Origin of the sequence: Effusibacillus dendaii (assembly GCF_015097055.1) — a bacterium.
Taxonomy (GTDB): Bacteria; Bacillota; Bacilli; order Tumebacillales; family Effusibacillaceae; genus Effusibacillus; species Effusibacillus dendaii.
Window position 1 is genome coordinate 2,404,484 of the sequence record NZ_AP023366.1, and the last position, 18,707, is coordinate 2,423,190.

The window sequence follows — 18,707 nt, forward strand, 5'->3', positions numbered from 1 at the left end:
TCCGAAAACGGCTTGCATTTCACCTGTATAAACGATATAATGAAAATCAGCCAAATAGATGGAGTTCATAATTCACATATTAGAAAGGGTTATCACTTCAGTCTGGTTGATGCTCTTTCTAATATGTGAATTTTTTTGACCCGTCAAAAGAAACATATTAAAAATTTTGTTGGAGGTTTTACAAGATGCAAACAGGAACAGTAAAATGGTTTAACGCGGAAAAAGGATTCGGATTTATCGAAGTGGAAGGCGGCAGTGACGTATTTGTTCACTTCTCGGCTATCACGGGCGAAGGATTCAAATCGTTGGATGAAGGACAGCGCGTTCAATTCAACGTTGTGCAAGGAAACCGCGGACCGCAAGCAGAAAACGTAGTAAAACTGTAAGGTAACGATGAACAAAAAAGCTGCCCTGTGCTGGGCAGTTTTTTTGATTGGCTATCCCCTGTTAAAGCGGGATACCGTACGCTGCAGTTTTTCCAGGGTTTCGCATGAGATACAAGGATTGGATGCGGCTTTCCTGAATCTGAAAAGCAACAATTGTGAAAGGTTGCCCGTCAACAGTAATCACGGCACCCGATTCGCCATTTATGGGAATGCGATCGATTTGAACGGATGCGGATAAAGCAGCCGTTTTTTGGTAAAGTCCAGTAATAAATTGTGCAATATGGTTGCGGCTATGGATCGGGCGTACAGCCGAACGCACCTTGCCGCCGCCGTCTGAGTACAATACTGCATCTTCTGCAAGCAGATTGACAAACTCGTGAAATTGCCCAGTGTGGGCTGCTTTTAGAAACGATTGAACGTATTTTTCCGATTGTTCCGGTTCATGGAGCGGTATCTGTTCGTCAGGGTGCAGTTTCGATTTGGCACGGCTGTGAATTTTTCGGCAATTGGTCTCCCCTTTGCCAATCATCTCCCCAATCTCCGCATATTCGAAGGCAAACACTTCTCGCAAAAGAAGTACGGCTCGTTCTACAGGATTCAATTGCTGCAGCAAGGTCAAAAGGCAAAGGAGACCGTTTCGTCCCCGAGCAGGGTTTGCTGCGGATCTTCCGAGAGAGAATCTGATAAAATCGGTTCCGGCAGCCAAGGACCTACATACAGCTCTCGTTTCTTTTTCGCCGATTTTAGATAATCCAGGCACCGGTTCTGTTCCGAGTGCCCATATACAAATGGAGGCGGGAAATGTCTGGTTGTTGTCTAAGCTGCTTGAAATGGGCCAGTCTGTTTTTGAATTTCGTCTCGCAGCGACTCAATTCCTGCCGCATCTTTCAGAACGAAACCGGCACAGCTCGTTTCGGGTTCTCGTACTATACTGCCAAGCGCAAGAATCAGACGATCAAATTCTAACGTCTGTATTTGTCCAGCCGGGTCTAAATATCCGATGCGGCTTTGATCCGGTTGAACCTCCGTCAGTGAGCCTTGTATCAGTTCAACGTGGTCCCAATCAAACGCGGTGAACGGAATTTGAATTCTGTATCCCGGGCAAAAGCATTGACCAATAGCACTTTCTTAAAATGATACGGCTGTTTATCCAGTAAAATCAGTCGCACCTGATCTTTGCTGTCGGCGAATTCTTTACGAAGGGATTCGATTGCATGAAGCCCCGCATACCCGCCCCCGACCAGTTGTTCGATTCATTGTAATCACGCCTTTCGTCAACTTTACTCCCATGACGAGTCAGGGGATTGATTTGTGACAGTTTGCGTTCGGCCCATGATCATGGCTGCTGCTTGTACGGATGTCCGGACGGTGTGGAAAATCCTCATCTGCAAGTGTATAGAATGGGAGGAGGGGGAGGAATATTGGGGCCTGAATCGAACATAAACTTATTGATTATTTCACGAATTTAAAGGGGGAAGAAACGGTGCGTTTGGCTGCGATACAAAATGGCGGGAAAGAAGAGGCTGCAGTCGTTACAACGTTTGGCGTGTTTCCGATTCAACAAATCAATGATCGATTGGGGAAGAGGTGGTCGACCGATTTATTTCAACTGATTGGGGCAGGCCAGCTTGGACACATAGTCGATTGGTTTACGAAAGGCGGAGAATCCGAGTTGTTATCCATGCAAGCAGAAGCGCTTGAACTGTCAAAAGTTTCATACGGTCCTTTATATCGACATCCCCGAAAAATATGGGGTATTGGTCTCAATTACGTGGAGCATGCCAGCGATCTGCATGAAAAAGCACCTTCCACCGAACCGGCGTCTTTTATGAAACCGGATACGACAATCATCGGTCCGCAGGACACCATCCTGATTCCAACTCAATCGGACCGGACTACGGCTGAGGCGGAGTTGGGCATTATCATCGGGAAAACCTGCAAGAACGTTTTGGAGGAAGAAGCACCCGATTATGTAGCGGGATTCACAACCATTATCGATATGACAGCGGAAGACATACTGCAAAAAAATCCGAGATACCTGACGCGCTCCAAAAGTTTTGACACATTTTTCAGTTTCGGTCCACACTTGGTGACCCTCGATGAGGTGCCGGACGTTTTAAAACTGGAAGTGGCCACAGTGATCAACGGACAGGTTCACCGCAAAAATACAGTTTTGAATATGACCTTCCGTCCCTGGTTTCTGGTGGCGTTTCATTCGCAGGTGATGCCGCTTTTGCCGGGAGACATCATTTCGACGGGGACGCCGGGCGCCGTCGTCATTAGAGACGGTGATGTGGTGGAGTGTCAGATCGACGGGTTTGAAAGGTTAATCAATCCGGTCAAAGACTTAAAGGCAAGCCGTTAATATATAATTCTGAATATTTGATGTTGACGATCTAAAAAGTCAATTTATATAATTTAATCAATTGACCCTGCTTACAAAAACAATCGGGGTCAAAAAAAGAAAAGGCAAATGGGTCGGATTGTGAAAGCGCATACAAAGAGAAGGGGGACAAAACATGAAAAAAGCATTTGCGCTAGTTACGGCTGCTGCGCTGGCATTGACAGCGGTAGTAGGATGCGGTTCGAGTACGCCGACAGCCAAAGACGGGGCTGCTCCAACTGCCAAGACGCCTGACCGTATTACGATTGCGACGGCAACGACCGGTGGCGTGTACTATCCGGTAGGAAATGCGCTGGCGAAACTTTGGACGACCAAGAATAATGTGCAGGCGGTCGCTCAAACCTCAGCTGGCGGCGTGGCCAACTTGCAAATGTTTGCCAAAAAGGAGGCAGAGATTGCTTTCGTAGAGAGCGGCATCGCAGACTATGCGGTTAAGGGAACCGAGATGTTTGACGGCAAGAAAATCGATAATATCCGGGGATTGACAAGCCTTTATCCGAATGTAGTCCATATTATTGTAAAAGCGGACTCCGGAATCAATTCACTGAAAGACATCAAAGGGAAACGGATTATCCCGGGAAGCCACGGCTCTTCTTCGGAGGTAAATACCCGTAAAATTCTGGAAGCTTACGGATTGGATTATGTGAAGCGGCAAGATGTAAAAGCCGATTTTATCGGATTTAACGAATCGGCGGAAGCGCTGAAAAACGGACAGGTAGACCTGATTTCGATGACAGGCGGAACCCCGCTGGCCGCGACGCTTGACGTTGCCTCAAGCATTCCTGTGAAACTGCTTTCGATTGATAAGGATATGATAGATAAACTTGTTAAAGACAATCCTTACTTCGTCCCCTATACGATTCCGAAAGGAACCTATAAAGGCCAGGATGAAGACGTGAACACAGTGGCAGTGACCAATTTGCTGGTGGTGCGTGCGGATTTACCAACCGATTTTGTTTACAATCTCACCAAGACGATGTTCGAAAACCTGCCTACTCTGATTGAGACACACAAAGCTCTGAAGGACTTGACGAAAGATAACGCTCTCACCGGGATGAATGTGCCTTTGCATGAAGGTTCGAAAAAATACTTCAAAGAAATCGGGCTAAATGTAGACGGCAAGTAAAAGAGGAAATGTAACAAAAAAAGATAGACTTCGTGTCTATCTTTTTTTCAAGAACGGAGGACGAATATGCAAGATATACGAAATGAACGTGATAATCAGACGCAGCAGGATGCCGTAGATATTGATAAGCTTTTGGAAGAGGTGGACCATGAATCAAGGTTCCGCAAATATGCTGGACCGATGGCTATGGTCATTACGGTGATTGCGATTGCGATGAGCGTTTTCCAACTGTATACGGCTGGATTCGGTTTGTTGGAATCTATAAAGCAGCGCTCCATCCACCTGTTTTTCTTAACCGTTCTTGTATTTCTGCTTTATCCCTCCGGAAGAAAAACAAGTGGCCGCAAAATGCCGACAGTCTTCGATTTTCTGTTTATGATTCTGGGAGCGGTGCCTCCCTTGTATCTATTCTTTCGGATTGATCAAATCAACCTGGGAGGCGGGCTGCTCGATACGGCCGACTACGCGATCGGCGCGATTGGAATTATTGTATTGTTCGAAGCGGCACGCCGCGTACTGGGAATGGGATTGACTACGATCGCCTTTGTGTTCCTGATCTATATCCTGTTTGGCCACTATATCCCGGGTACGTTTGGGCACCGGGAGTTCAGTTTGGAGCGTATCATTGAACATCTGTACTTTACGCCGGAGGGGATTTTCGGTATTCCACTCGGTGTATCGGCCACTTACATCTTCCTGTTTGTGCTGTTTGGGGCCGTTTTAAATGCCACCAAAATGACGCAGTTTATCAATGACTTTGCGCTTTCTCTGGCAGGGGGCACACCTGGTGGACCTGCCAAGGTGGCAGTCATTGCGTCTGGATTCATGGGCATGATTACAGGAAGTTCGGTCGCAAACGCCGCATCGATTGGTTCTTTTACGATTCCGTTGATGAAAAAATACGGTTATCGCCCCCATTTTGCCGGTGCGGTAGAAGCGGTTGCCTCAACTGGCGGTCAGATCATGCCTCCCATTATGGGAGCGGCCGCATTCATTATGGCAGAGTTTCTGAATATCCCGTACAGCCGGGTGATGATGGCAGCTATCATACCTGCTTTTCTGTATTACTTTGCATGCTGGGTGATTATCCATCTGGAAGCGAAAAAGAACGGGTTAAAAGGGTTATCCCGTAACGAACTTCCGAATTTGAAAAAGGTAATTGTCGATGGCGGTCATCTGATCATCCCTGTGGTGATTCTCGTCTATTTATTGGTCAGCGGTGTGACTCCGCTGTATGCAGCGGTATGGGGGATTTTCTCCGCTGTGATTATCAGTTTCCTTCGAAAACGAACGGCGATCGGTTTGAAAGGAATTTTGAATGCGTTGGAGATGGGGGCCCGAGGTGCTATTTCCGTTGGAATTGCCTGTGCGATCGTAGGTGTGGTTATCGGTTCGATCTCCCTTTCTTCGTTAGGTTTGGTTGTTGGCAACAGCATTATTAGTCTCGGCGGCAACAGTCTGATCCTGACCATGTTCCTGACAATGATCACCTGTCTGGTCATGGGCATGGGGGTTCCCACCACTCCCATGTATATCATTGTGGCCACAGTAGCGGCCCCGATTTTGTCGCACAACTTTAACGTGATTCCGCTTGCGGCCCATATGTTCGTGTTTTATTACGGGGCGCTTGCGGAAATTACACCACCGGTGGCGCTGGCCGCATTTACGGCAGCCGGTATTGCCCGCGCGAAACCGTTTAATGTGGCGCTTACCGCTTGTCGTCTGGCGTTGGCCGGGTTTATCATTCCGTATTTTTATGTGTACAATCCCATTCTTTTATTGGAAGGACATAATTATTTAGAGATGATCTGGGCAGCTCTTACTGCAACATTGGGTGTAGTCTGTCTGAGTGTGGGGCTGCAGAACTGGATGTTCGGAAAAACAAATCTGATTCAGCGTATCGCTATGTTTGTGGCAGCCATTCTTCTGATCACGCCCGGTCTGACAACTGATATTATGGGTGGAATACTGTTGATTGCTGTTGTGGTGTGGCAGAAAATGTCGCAAAAAACAAACAATAATCTTCCGAATAACAGTCAAATGGCTCAGTAAGGGGGACCCCATGAAAGAGATACAAGGTATATCGGTCATTTCGTTGACGCCGTTTACGGAGTCAGGAGAGGTGGATACGGACAGCCTGCGTCGTCTGACCGAATTTTATTTAAAATCGGCTGTACACGGCATCACGATTCTTGGCATAATGGGAGAAGCAAACAAATTGACGGAAGCGGAACGGCAATTGGTCACCGAGACTGTCATTCAGCAGGTGAATGGCCGAGTGCCGGTTATCGTAGGGTGTTCGGCAACGGGGACACACCAGTCTGTGCATTTTGCCAAGCAAGCGGCCAAAGCGGGCGCCGATGCCATTATGCTGGCACCACCGACCAATCTGAAAAATCTCGATTTGGTGCTCGATCATTACCGCCACGTAGCGAAGGCAACCGATCTTCCGTTGGTGGTGCAGGACGAACCGACGACGACAGGTGTCATTTTGCCGCCGCCGTTTTTTGGCCGGGTGGCGAAGGAAATCGGTACGGCCCGTTACGTGAAGTTGGAAGAGGCGCCGACAACTGTTAAGATCAGCCGCATTCTTGAGGAATCGAATGGAAAGTTTGGATTGTTCGGCGGTTTGGGCGGCATGTATTTTTATGAGGAATTGGATCGCGGGGCTGTTGGAATTATGACCGGGTTCGCGTATCCGGAAATTTTGGTGGAAGTATACCGTCTTTTCCAATCGGGCGATAAGCAGGCGGCCCGTGAATATTTCAATCGTTATCTGCCGTTGATCCGCTTTGAGGCACAGTTGGGTGTGGGAGGCATGGCGATTCGCAAGCAGATTTACAAGCTGAGAGGTGCGATTCAATCGGCCTATGTCCGCCCGCCCGCCCCCGGTGTCGATCAAAGAACATTGGAAGAACTGGAAGAACTGATGCAGTTTCTGGGATTGGGGAGGAAATAGAATTGGATATGATTCGTAATATTTATTGCGTAGGAAGAAACTATCGGTTGCATGCCGAAGAATTGGGGAATGAAGTGCCGAAAAGTCCGTTTCTCTTTTCCAAACCGACTCACGCGCTGGTGCAGGCAAATGGCCAGGAAATCCGGTTGCCGGGTGATCGGGGAGAAGTGCATTTTGAAACGGAGTTTGTCGTTCATATTGGAAAACCCCACCAACCGGGGATGAAGGTGGCGGAACTTGTCGACCGGATGGCGTTGGGCATCGATTTTACCCTGCGGGATGTACAAAGCGAGTTGAAGAAAAAGGGCCATCCGTGGCTGCTGGCGAAAGGATTCCCGAATTCAGCTGTGATTACCGAATTCCGGCCGTTTCCTGGTGAGGATGTTTGCAAAACGATTGATTTCTCATTGCGCAAAAATGGGGAACAGGTGCAGCGCGGCAATATCCGTGACATGCTGTTCGACTTGCAAACGATTGTTGATTTTGCATCGGTTCATTTCGGTCTTGGCGTGGGAGATTTGATTTATACCGGCACGCCGGCGGGAGTTGGACCTGTGGCGGACGGCGACTTGCTGGAACTGCTTTGGGGCGATGAGGTGATCGGTTCCTGCCGGGTCAAACTGGTGTAAGGGAAAGGCGGAGTTGGGGTATGGTAATTCGCAAGGCGGAGCATATCGCATTGATCGTTACCGACATGGATCGTTCGATTGCCTTTTATTCGGAACTGTTCGGGTACCAATTGCGGGCCAGAGGCGAAAGCAAGACACGGGAAATGGCGTTCTTGCATCATGCGGAACAACCCGGCTTTGAAATTGAATTGATTCGTGACCTTGTACCGCAAGGACCGTATGGAGAAAAAGGTATTGTCAATCATCTGGCATTTACGGTCGATGATATGGAAGAAGCGATGTCCTATTTTCGAAAGAAAGGAATTCAATTTCATACGGAAACGCCGAATATTGCGATTGATGGGGCAAAAACGGCTTTTTTTAACGGGCCGGACAAAGAGCTGCTGCAGCTTGTGGAACCGGCACGCAGATGATCCTGTATGCGGGGCCGAACGGCCCCTTTTTCATTAATTGGTAATTCGTTTGAACAAACGCGTATTCAAAAAGAGTATCAGTCCGCAAGCGCCTATCAGAACTCCCCAATCCAATAACAGTTGGCTGGAAACGGTTCCAACCAGCAAAATCCGCAAGCTGTCGACCAGATAACTCATCGGATTCATCATGGCCACCACTTTCAGCCAGGCAGGCATAATCGACAACGGATACAAGGCGTTGGAGGAAAAGAACAGGGGCATCGTAATCAGCTGCCCAATTCCCATCATCCGTTCGCGTGTTCGCATGAGCGAAGCCAAAACCATCGAGAGCCCGGAGAAGAAAGAGGCCCCCACGATAACTGAGAAACAAACCCCCAAAATGTTGCCGATCCCCCAATGAAGCCGTACTCCCAGCAGCAAGGCCAGCAGTATAATCACGATCAACTGACTTATCGATCGGAGCGAAGCGGAAAACATTTTGCCGAGCACGAGAGAAGAAATTCGAATCGGTGTTGTCAAGACTTTCTGCAGCAGCCCCATATCTTTTTCCCATATAATCGCAATGCCAAAGAAAATCGAGATAAACGTGATTGATTGAGCCAAAATACCCGGTGTCAGGAAGGCCATATAGCTGATTCCGTCTGTCGGAATGCCGCGGATACGGCTAAACGCCTGACCAAAAATCAACAGCCAAAGGGCCGGCTGGACGCCCCGCATCAGCAGCTCCGTCGGGTCTTGCCGCAATTTCCTTGCTTCCAGTTCGACAATCGTGAATACACGGGTCCAATAAAGCAGGAACGAATTTTTCATATTATCCGAGTCTTCTAGCGGTTTTACGGCTGCGTGTAACATCCCTCAATCCCCCTTGCTGCTGTTCAAAATCACCGGCAAAATGAGCGAAAATTTTGGAGCAAAGCATCTCCGCTTCTTCCATGTAATGAGTGGTCAAAAGCACGGTCATTCGGAATCGGACCGAAGCTGCTCAATGTGATTCCAAACTGCTTTTCGGGCGACCGGGTCGAGACCGACAGTCGGTTCATCAAGAAACAGAACCTGCGGGCGGTGAAGAATCTCCTGCCCAATCTCAAGGCGGCGAATCATACCACCGGAGTACGTTTTGACAGGTCGCTCCGCTACATCGTCCAAATGGAGCATTTGCAGGGTTTCCGGAATCCGTTCGGCCCTTTCCTTTTTGCTGAGTCCGTACAATTTTGCGAAAATCAGCAGATTCTCATAACCGGTCAAATTGCCGTCCACTGACAGCGCCTGGGGGACGTAGCCGATCATTTCACGGATCCGAAAGGGATTTTGGGTTAAGGAATAGCCAGCGATTTCGATTTCCCCTTGTTGAACGGGCAGCAAAGTAGTCATCATTTTTATTGTGGTGGATTTGCCGGCTCCGTTCGGGCCCAGCAGACCAAAACATGTACCCCGTCCCACCTCAAAATTGACATCCTGAACGGCCGGAATTTCACCGAATGTTTTATATAGATTCTTTACACGTATGGCGATTTCACTCATTGATTTTCACCCCGCTTCGGAATTGCGTCTGACAGTTTACGCATGAGCTGCACCAAATGGGTCCGCTCTTCCCTGCTGAGTTTTTCAAATGGCTCCACCAGAGCGGAAAGCCACATCGATTCCACATGACGAATCGTTTCGTTTCCTTTGTCGGTTAACCGTATAATTTTGATGCGTGTATCGGCGGTGTCTGTCGAACGGTAAACAAGACCGCTTTTTTCGAGACGGTCGATCATTTGGGACATCGTACTCGAACGGACGTTCAAGTGGGAGGCCAACTCGCCGATTGTACGTTTCCGGCTGCGCCAGATATGGCGAAGGATCAGCCATTGAACACGAGTGATGGGGAAAGATTCCTGTCCGTCGAGCATTCCGGACCGCAAATAGCGGTTGACCGATTGCAAGCTGATCAAAAATTGTTCAAGCGGCTCTGTGTTCTTATCGGGCAACAGAATCACTCCTCTTATATATATTATATAGCGAAACTACATAAATGACAGTTTCAGTCTATCACAAATTTAAAAATCAAACCGGCCATCATCTGCCGGTACGTTCAGATGGACTGCGCAGGAAAGAAGCGGCTAATGCGAATAGCGTAGTGATCAACATGACCGTAAACGCCATATGGTAGCCGTTGATCACAAGGCCAATATCGTTCGGTTGAAGGTTCGCGATTTGCTCCTTTGAAAAAACAATGCAATCAGCAGAACGACGGAGGCGCGGGCCAGAGAATTTAAAAATGCGGTCAAATTTGCCATCGCATAAGCACGGTCTCGGAACAAACCAAAATCGATCAAGGGGTCTTTCGCATGCCATTCGACCCAAATAAAACAGGGAGTAAATACGCAAAACAGGACAAACCCCAGGATGACAGGCCAACTGTTCCATCCCAAAACGCCTTCTTCCGAGAAGGCAAGGATGAGTCCGCCAAGCAGCAGGAAGACCACCGCAATTCCCCGTAAGTCCACTTTTTCGGTATGTGATCTTTGAGGGACAGGCCGCAGCGTAACAATCCCCCAAATGACGCCGGTCACTCCAACCGGCACATTAAACCAGAACACCCACTGCCAACCGAAGGAAGCAGCCAGCCAACCTCCGATGGAGGGCCCGAGCAATTGTCCGATCGAACTGATCAATACGTTGATGCCCAATCCGGTTCCCAACAAACGTTCCGGAAACGCATCTGTGATCAAGGCAGTCGTGTTGCTGATGATGAGCGCACCACCTGCCGCCTGCAAGGCGCGTAGTCCAATCAAGACCCAAACATTCGGTGAAAATCCGATTAAGAAACTGACGACGGTGAAGCCGACAAACCCGGTCAAATATAAATTGCGGTGCCCATAAATGTCAGCAAGACGTCCGAATACCAGAATTAAAATCGTGCTGAACAACATATAGGAGAGCAGAATCCAACTGGCAGTTACGGCAGTTGCATGAAAATGCTGCGCTACCTCCGGAAGAGCTACATTCAGTGTACCGTTGTGAAGAGCTGTCAGTATCACCCCTAAACTGGTAACGGACAGCAGCAGCCAGGGATAAAGCCGGTCGGATGCACTGGAATGATGTGCAAGAACTCTCATGTGTGTGCTTCCTTCCTTGTCATTTTACCCCAATACATCTTGTCAATTGGAACTGCCAAAAAAGAAAAAAGGCGACTGCCCCCCGTTCGGGATTCGGGAGACACCTGCCCGCTTTTAAGAGAAGCCGTTTTAGAAAAATGTTATCTGGCTGTTGACCCTCCATCCACAGCCAATACTTGACCGGTCGTAAAATCGGATGCAGCAGAAGCGAAATAAAGTGCCGCCCCCTGCAGATCGCGATCACCGCCGACTTTCCTTAACGGTGTTCTTTCGATCACACGGTCCATTCCCTTTTCCAATGTAGCTTTCGTCATTTTGGTCGGGAACATGCCGGGTGCGATGGCGTTTACATAAATGTTGTAACGAGCCCATTTGACTGCTAAATCTTTGGTTAGAATTATAACTCCGCCTTTGCTGGCGTTATAACCGACCGTATCCATAGCTTCCGGATCGCTTCCGCGCAGACCGGCCACAGACGCGATGTTGACGATTTTACCGCCGCCTGCTTCTTTCATGTGACGACCTACCGCCTGTGACATCAGAAACGTTCCGGTCAGATTTGTCTGTATAACTTTCTGCCAGGCGTCAAACGGCATTTCTAACGCAGGAGCTCCCCAGGTGGCGCCCGAGTTGTTGACGAGAATATCGATTCGGCCAAATTCTTTCAATGCGCTTTCTACCGCTTTCGCAATTGAATCCGGATCCGTTACATCCAATCCAAGGGCCAGCGCCTTGCCGCCTTTTGCCTCCAATTCAGCTTTTACCTGTTCGCAGTTCTCCACCCGCCGTGAACAAAGTATCACGCTGGCGCCCGCTTCCACATATGCTTCCGCAATCTGTTGCCCTAATCCGCGTCCGCCACCTGTGATCAGTGCGACTTTTCCGTCTAATCGAAACAAGTCCAATACATTCATTTGATCACCCCATCCGTTTCACAAAATCGTTTACGTTCCAGCTGTTTGTTGGAATCTATGACAGAATTCTAGGTTCGTGTACAGAATCCTTTTAATTGTGAAAAAAATTCCGTACTCATTCCATAAATATTCCACAATCACCTGGTACATTCAACTTGTGGGGCAGACAACAAATCACAAAGAGGTGTTGAACATGAAGTGGAACTCGTACTTGCAACTGTGGGAACAATCGCTATTGTTGGATCGGGCAGCGCATTCGCTGCAGGATCAGGTGAAAGCACAACTGGCTCCGATTCAGGATGATTTGGCGAAAATCAAACAGGCGCGCCAGGCAAATAAGCCGCTGCTTGATCAAATCAAACCGATCCGCGAGCAGAAAAAGGCTCTTTGGAGTCAAATCAAACAGCTCGAACAAGACAAAAATCCCTGCGACAAGAAGCGGCTGCAGATCGAAAACAGAAGAACGAAGCGGACCTTTCTAACGTGCTCGATAAGTTGATTCAGGACGAGCAGCAGATTCTTTCGTTGAAAGGGGAAGTGCTGCAGGACGAACAACAAGTGGGCAGTCTGTTGCAGTAATTCCATTCGAATCATGACCGACAGAGGATGCAACCGTTACTTGATGCGGTTGTATCCTCTTTTTGCAGCTTTTCATTTGTCCAGCATAAACCTATCTCTCACGGGGAAGATACAAACGGGAGGTGGTAAAAACATGGCAACGCAAGGGTTGGCATTACATGAAACGCTGGAAATGCACGAAATTCTCAATTTTAAAACCGTCTGCATGACCAAATCGAAAACGATGCAAGCGTTAGTTACCGATGAAGAACTGAAAGCCATCATGCAGAAAGATGTGGAACAATCCACCAGAGCCATTAGCGACCTGCAAGATCTTTTATCAAGAGCCGCTCAAATACAATAATTGGATGGAGGTGAAAAACGGATGAATACCATTATTGAAAACTTGATCGGAATGAACACCCTGACCGATCAAGTGATTGCGACCGATTTATTGATCGCGGCAAAAACCGGGGTAAGAAATTGCGCTGCGGCAGTAACGGAAGCCGCAACCCCCGAAGTCAGATCGGTTCTGCGCAATCAGTTAAAAGAAGCCATTGAGTTGCATGAGGAGATCACCCAATTCATGATGAGCAGGGGCTGGTACCATCCCTACAATCCAAATGAACAAATTCAATTGGATTTGACCAATGCGGAGACGGCGCTCAACGTTTAAGAAAGATTAACGACATTTTATACCGTCCATGCAAGACGCTCTTCCACCAAAACGAACGAAGAGGCCCGGAGAAGGCCTCTTATTTAGTCGATTGGAATTTATAAATTTTCTTTACCTCCGAGAGGTTAACCCCCATTCGTTATAGTCAACCCATCCACATTTATTCCACATTTGTTTGGTAACTTTAATAGATCATAGATAGAGAGGTTCTGGGAGTGCCGTTTGGGACTTTACAAGGGATTTACATGAAATTGGCGAATGCCAGATAAGAAGTTCACAGGTCCAGGGATTTAGCAATGCGGAGTGAGGAGAGCCGAATGGAACACGACAAACGTTTAATTTTTATTGTTGACGACGATTCGAACGTGCGTGAAATTATGCAGGCGTATTTGCAGGCGGAAGGATATGAGGTACATACATTTGAACGTGCTGAATCCGTATGGGAAGTCTGGTCCGACCTTCCTCCTGATCTCGTTATATTGGATATCATGATGCCCGGAATGGATGGATATGAGATGTGTCGGACGATACAGGCTAAAAGTATGGTTCCCATCATCATGGTGTCAGCCAAAGACAATGAAGTAGACAAAATCGTGGGTCTTGAACTCGGTTCCGATGACTATCTGTCAAAGCCGTTTTCGCCTCGGGAATTGGTGGCACAGGTGAAAACGCTGTTTCGCAGAATTGATGTAATGGCTGGCGATGCGGGAAACGGAACCGGTCGGCAGGAAATGTAGCGGACTATACGAACAGGTGATTTGTTTGTCAATCTGGATGAAAAACAGGTAGAGGGAAAACAGGAGTTGGCTGGCAGGGACGTTGTTTATGTTGTCATACCCGTTAATTTTGGAGGGGGTGTGCAGGCACCCGATGCGCTTGTCCTTTTTACGGGGCTGCAAAATTTGCGCGATGCGACGGGTTATCTGCTGGTGGTTTTGCTGCAGGGATTTGTGATTACAGCAGTAATCATGCTGTTTATCGCATATGGAATGATGCGGTCGGTAACAAGACCTCTGAAGATTTTGCAGGATGCGGAAAAACGGTTGGAAAGTCTCGTTCTGCAATCATCCGGGACGATGGGGGAGCCCGGTTTGTCATCAGGTTACCGATTGTTCAGAACGAAAACAGACCAACATAATGTAAAAAAAATACATGGAAACCTCCTTTTTTGCAAAAAGTAACAACAGATTGAAATTGTGCTTGAGGGAGGTTTCTTGTATGAAGGACCAACAGAACCGAATAAACAAACAAAAGCAGCAGAAAAAGCATGGAGATAACGGCAACAAAGAGGAGTTTGAAAGAGATAACGTGAGCGCCACAGTGTCACCGTTTGCACTGGATACGGATGCCGAATCGGCTGGCTCCATATCACCAGTCGACCGATAACGATGCCGATGTTTGATCAAAAATCAGCTAAACGGGGAGCGCTTGGCTGTTCGGCCAAAGTTCCCCGGATTCAGATTGGGCAGGTAGCGGACCAGGGCGCAGGACAAAAACCAAAAGGTAATTTAAAGGCGAGTACACTGGCGATGATCGGGGTGGGAGGAATCGTGGGGGCCGGGTACTTTCTCGGTTCCGGATTGTCTATTTCAGTCGCTGGCCCGGGAGTTTTATTGGCCTACATTTTAGGGGCGTTTATCATGTCACAAGTACTCGGGGCGATGGTGTCGATCAGCGCGGCACATCCGGTTCAGGGTTCTTTCCGCGTGTACGCGGAGCAGACAATGGGTCCCTACATTGGGTATGTACTCGGATGGCTGTTTTGGATGAGTGGCATTCTTGGAATCGGCAGTGAAGCGGTGGCTATGGGTATATTTTCGCGGGTATGGTGGCCTCATATTCCGCTTTGGATATTGTCGGCCGCCTATGCAGCGATTATTTTTCTGTTAAACGCGTTTGGCGTGAAGAATTTCGGACGGATCGAGAGTCTGATGTCGATCATTAAGATTTCCGCTTTGGTTGGATTTATAATAGCGGTGGTCCTGGCGGTTACGGGACTTTTGCCCGCGCCAGGGATGGTCGGATGGCGGGGAATCACCGCATACGGAGGATTTCTTCCGCATGGCTGGAACGGAGTCTTTCAGTCGATGCTGTGGGTGATTTTTTCTTACAGCGGCATTGGTGCGGTCGCTATGGCCAGTTCGGAAGTGGAGCGTCCTGAGAAAACGATAAATCAAGCGGCTGTGGCCGTGGTAACGATCATTTTAGGGTTGTATCTGCTAGCGACGATCGGGTTATTTCTGCTGAAACCATGGCAAAGTTACAACGCGGACGTCAGCCCGTTTGTGGCGGCGCTTTCAGCCATTCAAATTCCGTTTGCTGGGCCGATTTTAAACGTAGTAATCTTAATCAGCGCGTTTTCGGTGATGGCAAGTTCCGTATTTTCAGTAACGGTGATGCTGCAAAGTCTGGGGTCATCCGGGTATGCACCTTCTTTTTTGACCCAATTAGACAGGCGCGGCGTCCCTATTCGGGCGCTGCTTGTTTCAGCGACTGGCGTGGCGCTGACGATCGTGCTGTCCTATTTGCTGCCCTCCCGAGTGTATTCGTATTTGGCGAGTGTATGCGGATTTATCACGTTTTTTAACTGGACCGTCAACCTCCTGACGCTCGTGAAATGGATCAAGGAGAAAGAACCCTCTCTGCCAAAATCGGTTCTCGCCTGGGGGGCGCCTTACACGTCATGGCTGGTAATGGTGCTGATTGTGGTACTCACTGTGTACTCTTTGGAAATTCGAGATCAGCGAATGGGATTTTACTTTGCGTTACTTTTTTATTGCATTGTCAGTTTCTCTTATGTGCTTGTGCGGAAAAGAAGAAAACAGCAAGCGGGGTAATCATCTTCTGGATACCCCGCTTTGCCTGGGGTCCGGGTTATGATCGTCATGCATTAAGATGTTGGCCCCGCTGTACATCTGTAAACCCCATTGGGCAGTCGTATATACCTAGGTTTTTCACCCGTAATCTAAAAATCGACATTTTAGGAAGTTACGCTTTCCGTACAGCAATTTTTGAAAAAGTGCGCCATTCTACAAGATTTTTAGTTTTATAAAATGTAAGCACAAAAAAGACAGCCGATTGAATCGACTGTCCTTTGCACAATTTGTATAGGAATACGGATTTAGCAGGGATTGCTTGGCGGTGGACAGCAGTGGTCAATGCAATGTTCGCAGCACTCGTTGCTCGCTGTGTGCGGATATTCGCAGTAATATTCATAAATATTATGATGCACGTTTTTCGTATGGGTCGGATATACGTTGATGACCGGGAAGCGGGTGGTTGTATGCCTTTCGATAATGCGGGTCGGGTGTACGATGCGGCGGACGGGGGCAACCGTGACCGGCATACCCATTGGAAAACCAGGCAGAGCAGCGGCTGGGGCCATTCCCACTGGCGGAACAGCAGGAACTCCCGCAGCAACAGGGGCTGTTGGAACAGCAGGGGTAACGCCGGGAGTTGCCCACGGTTGAACGGGCGCGCCGGGAACTGCCCATGGCTGAACCTGACCAGGGACACCTGGATAACCGGCTATTTGACGAGTCGAATCTTTTTTCAACAGAATCTCCTCCTTCTGTGCGTATACACTATAGTTGTATGAGTACCCATCCGCATTTGCCGTAGTCAAAGGTCTATTTTGCAGGAAGATAGACATTTATCCATTCTGATTCGGTTCAAGTTGAACTTTCTTGGCGGAGTCAGTATGATAAGACAAAGGAAGGAAATCGTTCTACTTCTATAGGAAGAAAGGTTGCGCGCATGGAAAACAAGTCGTCAAATTTTATACGCAATATTATAATGGAAGACTTGAAGGCGGGAACCGTAAGTCAGATTGTCACCCGGTTTCCCCCGGAACCGAATGGGTATCTTCATATTGGACATGCCAAATCGATCTGCCTCAATTTTGAACTGGCCGATGAATTTAAGGGGAAAACGAACCTTCGTTTTGACGATACAAACCCGGTTAAAGAAGACGCAGAATATGTCGAGGCGATCAAAGAAGACGTCAAATGGTTGGGATTCGAATGGGACGGGCTGTTTTTTGCGTCCGAGTATTTCGATGAGATGTATCGTCGGGCAGTATTGTTGATTCGTAAAGGCAAAGCGTACGTCGACGACCTCTCCGCCGAAGAAATTCGGGAGATGCGCGGTACATTGACGGAGCCGGGCAAAGAGAGTCCTTACCGAAATCGCTCAGTGGAAGAAAATCTGGATTTGTTCGAGCGGATGCGAAAAGGGGAATTTGCGGACGGGGCAAAAGTCCTGCGAGCCAAAATTGACATGGCTTCCCCGAATATCAATCTGCGTGATCCGGTGCTGTATCGAATCTCTCACGCGACGCACCACAATACGGGGAATGCATGGTGCATCTATCCGATGTACGACTATGCCCACCCGCTGGAAGATGCAATTGAAGGGGTCACCCATTCGCTTTGCACATTGGAGTTTGAGGATCATCGTCCGCTGTACGACTGGGTGATCCGGGAATGTGAAATGGAGCATGTTTCCCGCCAGTACGAGTTTGGCCGCTTGAACCTGACGAACACGGTAATGAGCAAACGGTTTTTGAAACAGTTAGTGGATGAAAAAGTGGTTGACGGTTGGGATGATCCGCGTATGCCGACCATTTCCGGACTGCGCCGGAGGGGGTATACACCCGAATCGATCCGCAACTTTGTGAGAGAAGTCGGCGTTTCGAAAACGAGCGGCACGGTGGACGCCCGCATGCTCGAGCATTTTGTGCGGGAAGATTTGAAGCTGAAAGCGCCTCGAACGATGGCGGTGCTGCGTCCCTTGAAGGTGGTCATCACCAACTACCCGGAAGATCAGGTGGAAATGCTGGATGCAGAAGTCAATCCGGAGAACCTCGAAATGGGAATCCGTCAGATTCCGTTCTCACGGGAAATTTATATTGAGCAGGACGATTTTATGGAAAATCCTCCGAGCAAATATTTCCGGTTGTTCCCCGGCAATGAAGTGCGTCTCAAACACGCGTATTTTATAACATGCAACGATGTGATTAAGGATGAACAAGGCCGCGTGAAGGAACTGCACTGTACGTATGATCCGGAGACAAAGAGCGGTTCCGGCTTCACCGGCCGCAAAGTAAAAGGCACGATCCACTGGGTGGATGCGAAACAGGCGCTGCCTGTCGAGTTCAGGCTGTACGATTCGCTGCTGCTAGAGGACAAAGACGAAGAAAAATCGCTGCTCGATTCGCTTAACCCGAATTCTCTTGAGATTTTGCAAGGGTTTGTCGAACCCAACATGAAAGACGCCAAACCGCTGGATAAATTTCAATTTTTCCGGCATGGTTATTTTAGCGTGGATCCTAAATATACGACGCCCGAACGGATCGTATTCAATCAAATCGTATCGCTGAAAAGTTCGTTTGAATTACCCAAATCATAGGACAGAAAAATGAAACCGGCTGCGCAGGTGGAAACAGAACTTTCACCGGCAGCCGGTTTTTTGCTAGTCCACAGGAATTTGGTTTTATATGTTATAACGTTAGAACATATTATGTAGAAATGAGACATGGAG

Annotated in this window: 22 protein-coding genes; 15 read left to right on the plus strand and 7 right to left on the minus strand. The window is 48.3% G+C overall.

Annotated features, from left to right (window positions below; translation table 11 throughout):
• The first annotated feature begins 185 nt into the window (after positions 1-185).
• Positions 186-386, plus strand: coding sequence for a cold-shock protein (locus skT53_RS13045; protein WP_144940456.1), 201 nt, complete (start codon positions 186-188; stop codon positions 384-386).
• A gap of 61 nt (positions 387-447) precedes the next feature.
• Here the strand turns inward: skT53_RS13045 and skT53_RS13050 are convergent, their stop codons facing one another.
• Complete coding sequence (locus skT53_RS13050) at positions 448-1,146, minus strand: sigma factor-like helix-turn-helix DNA-binding protein (protein WP_226375213.1); 699 nt, start codon at positions 1,144-1,146, stop codon at positions 448-450.
• Positions 1,147-1,869: 723 nt separating this feature from the next.
• Between skT53_RS13050 and skT53_RS13055 the strand changes: the two genes are divergently transcribed.
• The 6 genes from skT53_RS13055 (at position 1,870) to skT53_RS13080 (ending at position 7,917) form a co-directional block, all read left to right on the plus strand.
• A complete protein-coding gene (locus tag skT53_RS13055) occupies positions 1,870-2,751 on the plus strand; it encodes a fumarylacetoacetate hydrolase family protein (protein ID WP_200757663.1) in 882 nt (293 codons plus the stop codon).
• A gap of 154 nt (positions 2,752-2,905) precedes the next feature.
• On the plus strand, positions 2,906-3,916 hold the full coding sequence (locus skT53_RS13060; RefSeq protein WP_200757665.1) for a TAXI family TRAP transporter solute-binding subunit: 1,011 nt from the start codon (positions 2,906-2,908) through the stop codon (positions 3,914-3,916).
• 66 nt (positions 3,917-3,982) lie between these two features.
• A complete protein-coding gene (locus skT53_RS13065) occupies positions 3,983-5,968 on the plus strand; it encodes a TRAP transporter permease (RefSeq protein ID WP_200757667.1) in 1,986 nt (661 codons plus the stop codon).
• Positions 5,969-5,978: 10 nt separating this feature from the next.
• On the plus strand, positions 5,979-6,875 hold the full coding sequence (locus tag skT53_RS13070; RefSeq protein ID WP_200757669.1) for a dihydrodipicolinate synthase family protein: 897 nt from the start codon (positions 5,979-5,981) through the stop codon (positions 6,873-6,875).
• A gap of 2 nt (positions 6,876-6,877) precedes the next feature.
• The gene (locus tag skT53_RS13075; RefSeq protein WP_200757671.1) at positions 6,878-7,504 is read left to right on the plus strand and encodes a fumarylacetoacetate hydrolase family protein; all 627 of its coding nucleotides are present in this window, start codon (positions 6,878-6,880) and stop codon (positions 7,502-7,504) included.
• Between the two features lie 20 nt (positions 7,505-7,524).
• On the plus strand, positions 7,525-7,917 hold the full coding sequence (locus tag skT53_RS13080; protein ID WP_200757673.1) for a VOC family protein: 393 nt from the start codon (positions 7,525-7,527) through the stop codon (positions 7,915-7,917).
• A 33-nt stretch (positions 7,918-7,950) separates the two neighbouring features.
• On the opposite strand, the gene skT53_RS13085 is transcribed toward skT53_RS13080, so the two are convergent.
• From skT53_RS13085 to skT53_RS13105, 5 genes are all read right to left on the minus strand, one after another.
• Positions 7,951-8,769, minus strand: a complete 819-nt coding sequence (locus skT53_RS13085) for an ABC transporter permease (RefSeq protein WP_200757675.1) — start codon at positions 8,767-8,769, stop codon at positions 7,951-7,953.
• A gap of 105 nt (positions 8,770-8,874) precedes the next feature.
• Positions 8,875-9,438 carry an ABC transporter ATP-binding protein gene (locus skT53_RS13090; protein ID WP_226375214.1) on the minus strand — a complete coding sequence of 188 codons (564 nt, stop codon included), beginning with the start codon at positions 9,436-9,438 and terminating at the stop codon, positions 8,875-8,877.
• Positions 9,435-9,887 carry a MarR family winged helix-turn-helix transcriptional regulator gene (locus tag skT53_RS13095; protein WP_226375215.1) on the minus strand — a complete coding sequence of 151 codons (453 nt, stop codon included), beginning with the start codon at positions 9,885-9,887 and terminating at the stop codon, positions 9,435-9,437. Before skT53_RS13095 ends, skT53_RS13090 begins: the two co-directional genes overlap by 4 nt.
• Before the next feature lie 189 nt (positions 9,888-10,076).
• On the minus strand, positions 10,077-11,018 hold the full coding sequence (locus skT53_RS13100) for an MFS transporter (RefSeq protein WP_200757677.1): 942 nt from the start codon (positions 11,016-11,018) through the stop codon (positions 10,077-10,079).
• Positions 11,019-11,158: 140 nt separating this feature from the next.
• The gene (locus skT53_RS13105) at positions 11,159-11,932 is read right to left on the minus strand and encodes an SDR family oxidoreductase (protein WP_200757679.1); all 774 of its coding nucleotides are present in this window, start codon (positions 11,930-11,932) and stop codon (positions 11,159-11,161) included.
• 193 nt (positions 11,933-12,125) lie between these two features.
• Here skT53_RS13105 and skT53_RS13110 point away from each other — a divergent pair, with 193 nt between their 5' ends.
• From skT53_RS13110 to skT53_RS13140, 7 genes are all read left to right on the plus strand, one after another.
• Positions 12,126-12,431: a hypothetical protein gene (locus skT53_RS13110; RefSeq protein WP_200757681.1), complete on the plus strand. Its 306-nt coding sequence runs from the start codon at positions 12,126-12,128 to the stop codon at positions 12,429-12,431.
• A gap of 213 nt (positions 12,432-12,644) precedes the next feature.
• Positions 12,645-12,854 carry a spore coat protein gene (locus tag skT53_RS13115; RefSeq protein WP_200757683.1) on the plus strand — a complete coding sequence of 70 codons (210 nt, stop codon included), beginning with the start codon at positions 12,645-12,647 and terminating at the stop codon, positions 12,852-12,854.
• Between the two features lie 21 nt (positions 12,855-12,875).
• Complete coding sequence (locus tag skT53_RS13120) at positions 12,876-13,166, plus strand: spore coat protein (RefSeq protein ID WP_200757685.1); 291 nt, start codon at positions 12,876-12,878, stop codon at positions 13,164-13,166.
• A gap of 317 nt (positions 13,167-13,483) precedes the next feature.
• Positions 13,484-13,903 (plus strand): response regulator transcription factor, encoded by a 420-nt coding sequence (locus skT53_RS13125; protein ID WP_200757687.1) that lies wholly within the window; start codon positions 13,484-13,486, stop codon positions 13,901-13,903.
• Positions 13,904-13,924: 21 nt separating this feature from the next.
• The gene (locus skT53_RS13130) at positions 13,925-14,347 is read left to right on the plus strand and encodes a hypothetical protein (RefSeq protein WP_200757689.1); all 423 of its coding nucleotides are present in this window, start codon (positions 13,925-13,927) and stop codon (positions 14,345-14,347) included.
• A gap of 37 nt (positions 14,348-14,384) precedes the next feature.
• A complete protein-coding gene (locus skT53_RS13135) occupies positions 14,385-14,552 on the plus strand; it encodes a hypothetical protein (protein WP_200757691.1) in 168 nt (55 codons plus the stop codon).
• Positions 14,553-14,560: 8 nt separating this feature from the next.
• A complete protein-coding gene (locus skT53_RS13140) occupies positions 14,561-16,003 on the plus strand; it encodes an amino acid permease (protein WP_200757693.1) in 1,443 nt (480 codons plus the stop codon).
• A gap of 284 nt (positions 16,004-16,287) precedes the next feature.
• Here skT53_RS13140 and skT53_RS13145 read toward each other — a convergent pair whose 3' ends face one another.
• Positions 16,288-16,722, minus strand: a complete 435-nt coding sequence (locus skT53_RS13145; protein WP_200757695.1) for a CotD family spore coat protein — start codon at positions 16,720-16,722, stop codon at positions 16,288-16,290.
• Positions 16,723-16,922: 200 nt separating this feature from the next.
• Here skT53_RS13145 and skT53_RS13150 point away from each other — a divergent pair, with 200 nt between their 5' ends.
• A complete protein-coding gene (locus tag skT53_RS13150; RefSeq protein ID WP_200757697.1) occupies positions 16,923-18,575 on the plus strand; it encodes a glutamine--tRNA ligase/YqeY domain fusion protein in 1,653 nt (550 codons plus the stop codon).
• Positions 18,576-18,707: the final 132 nt, after the last annotated feature.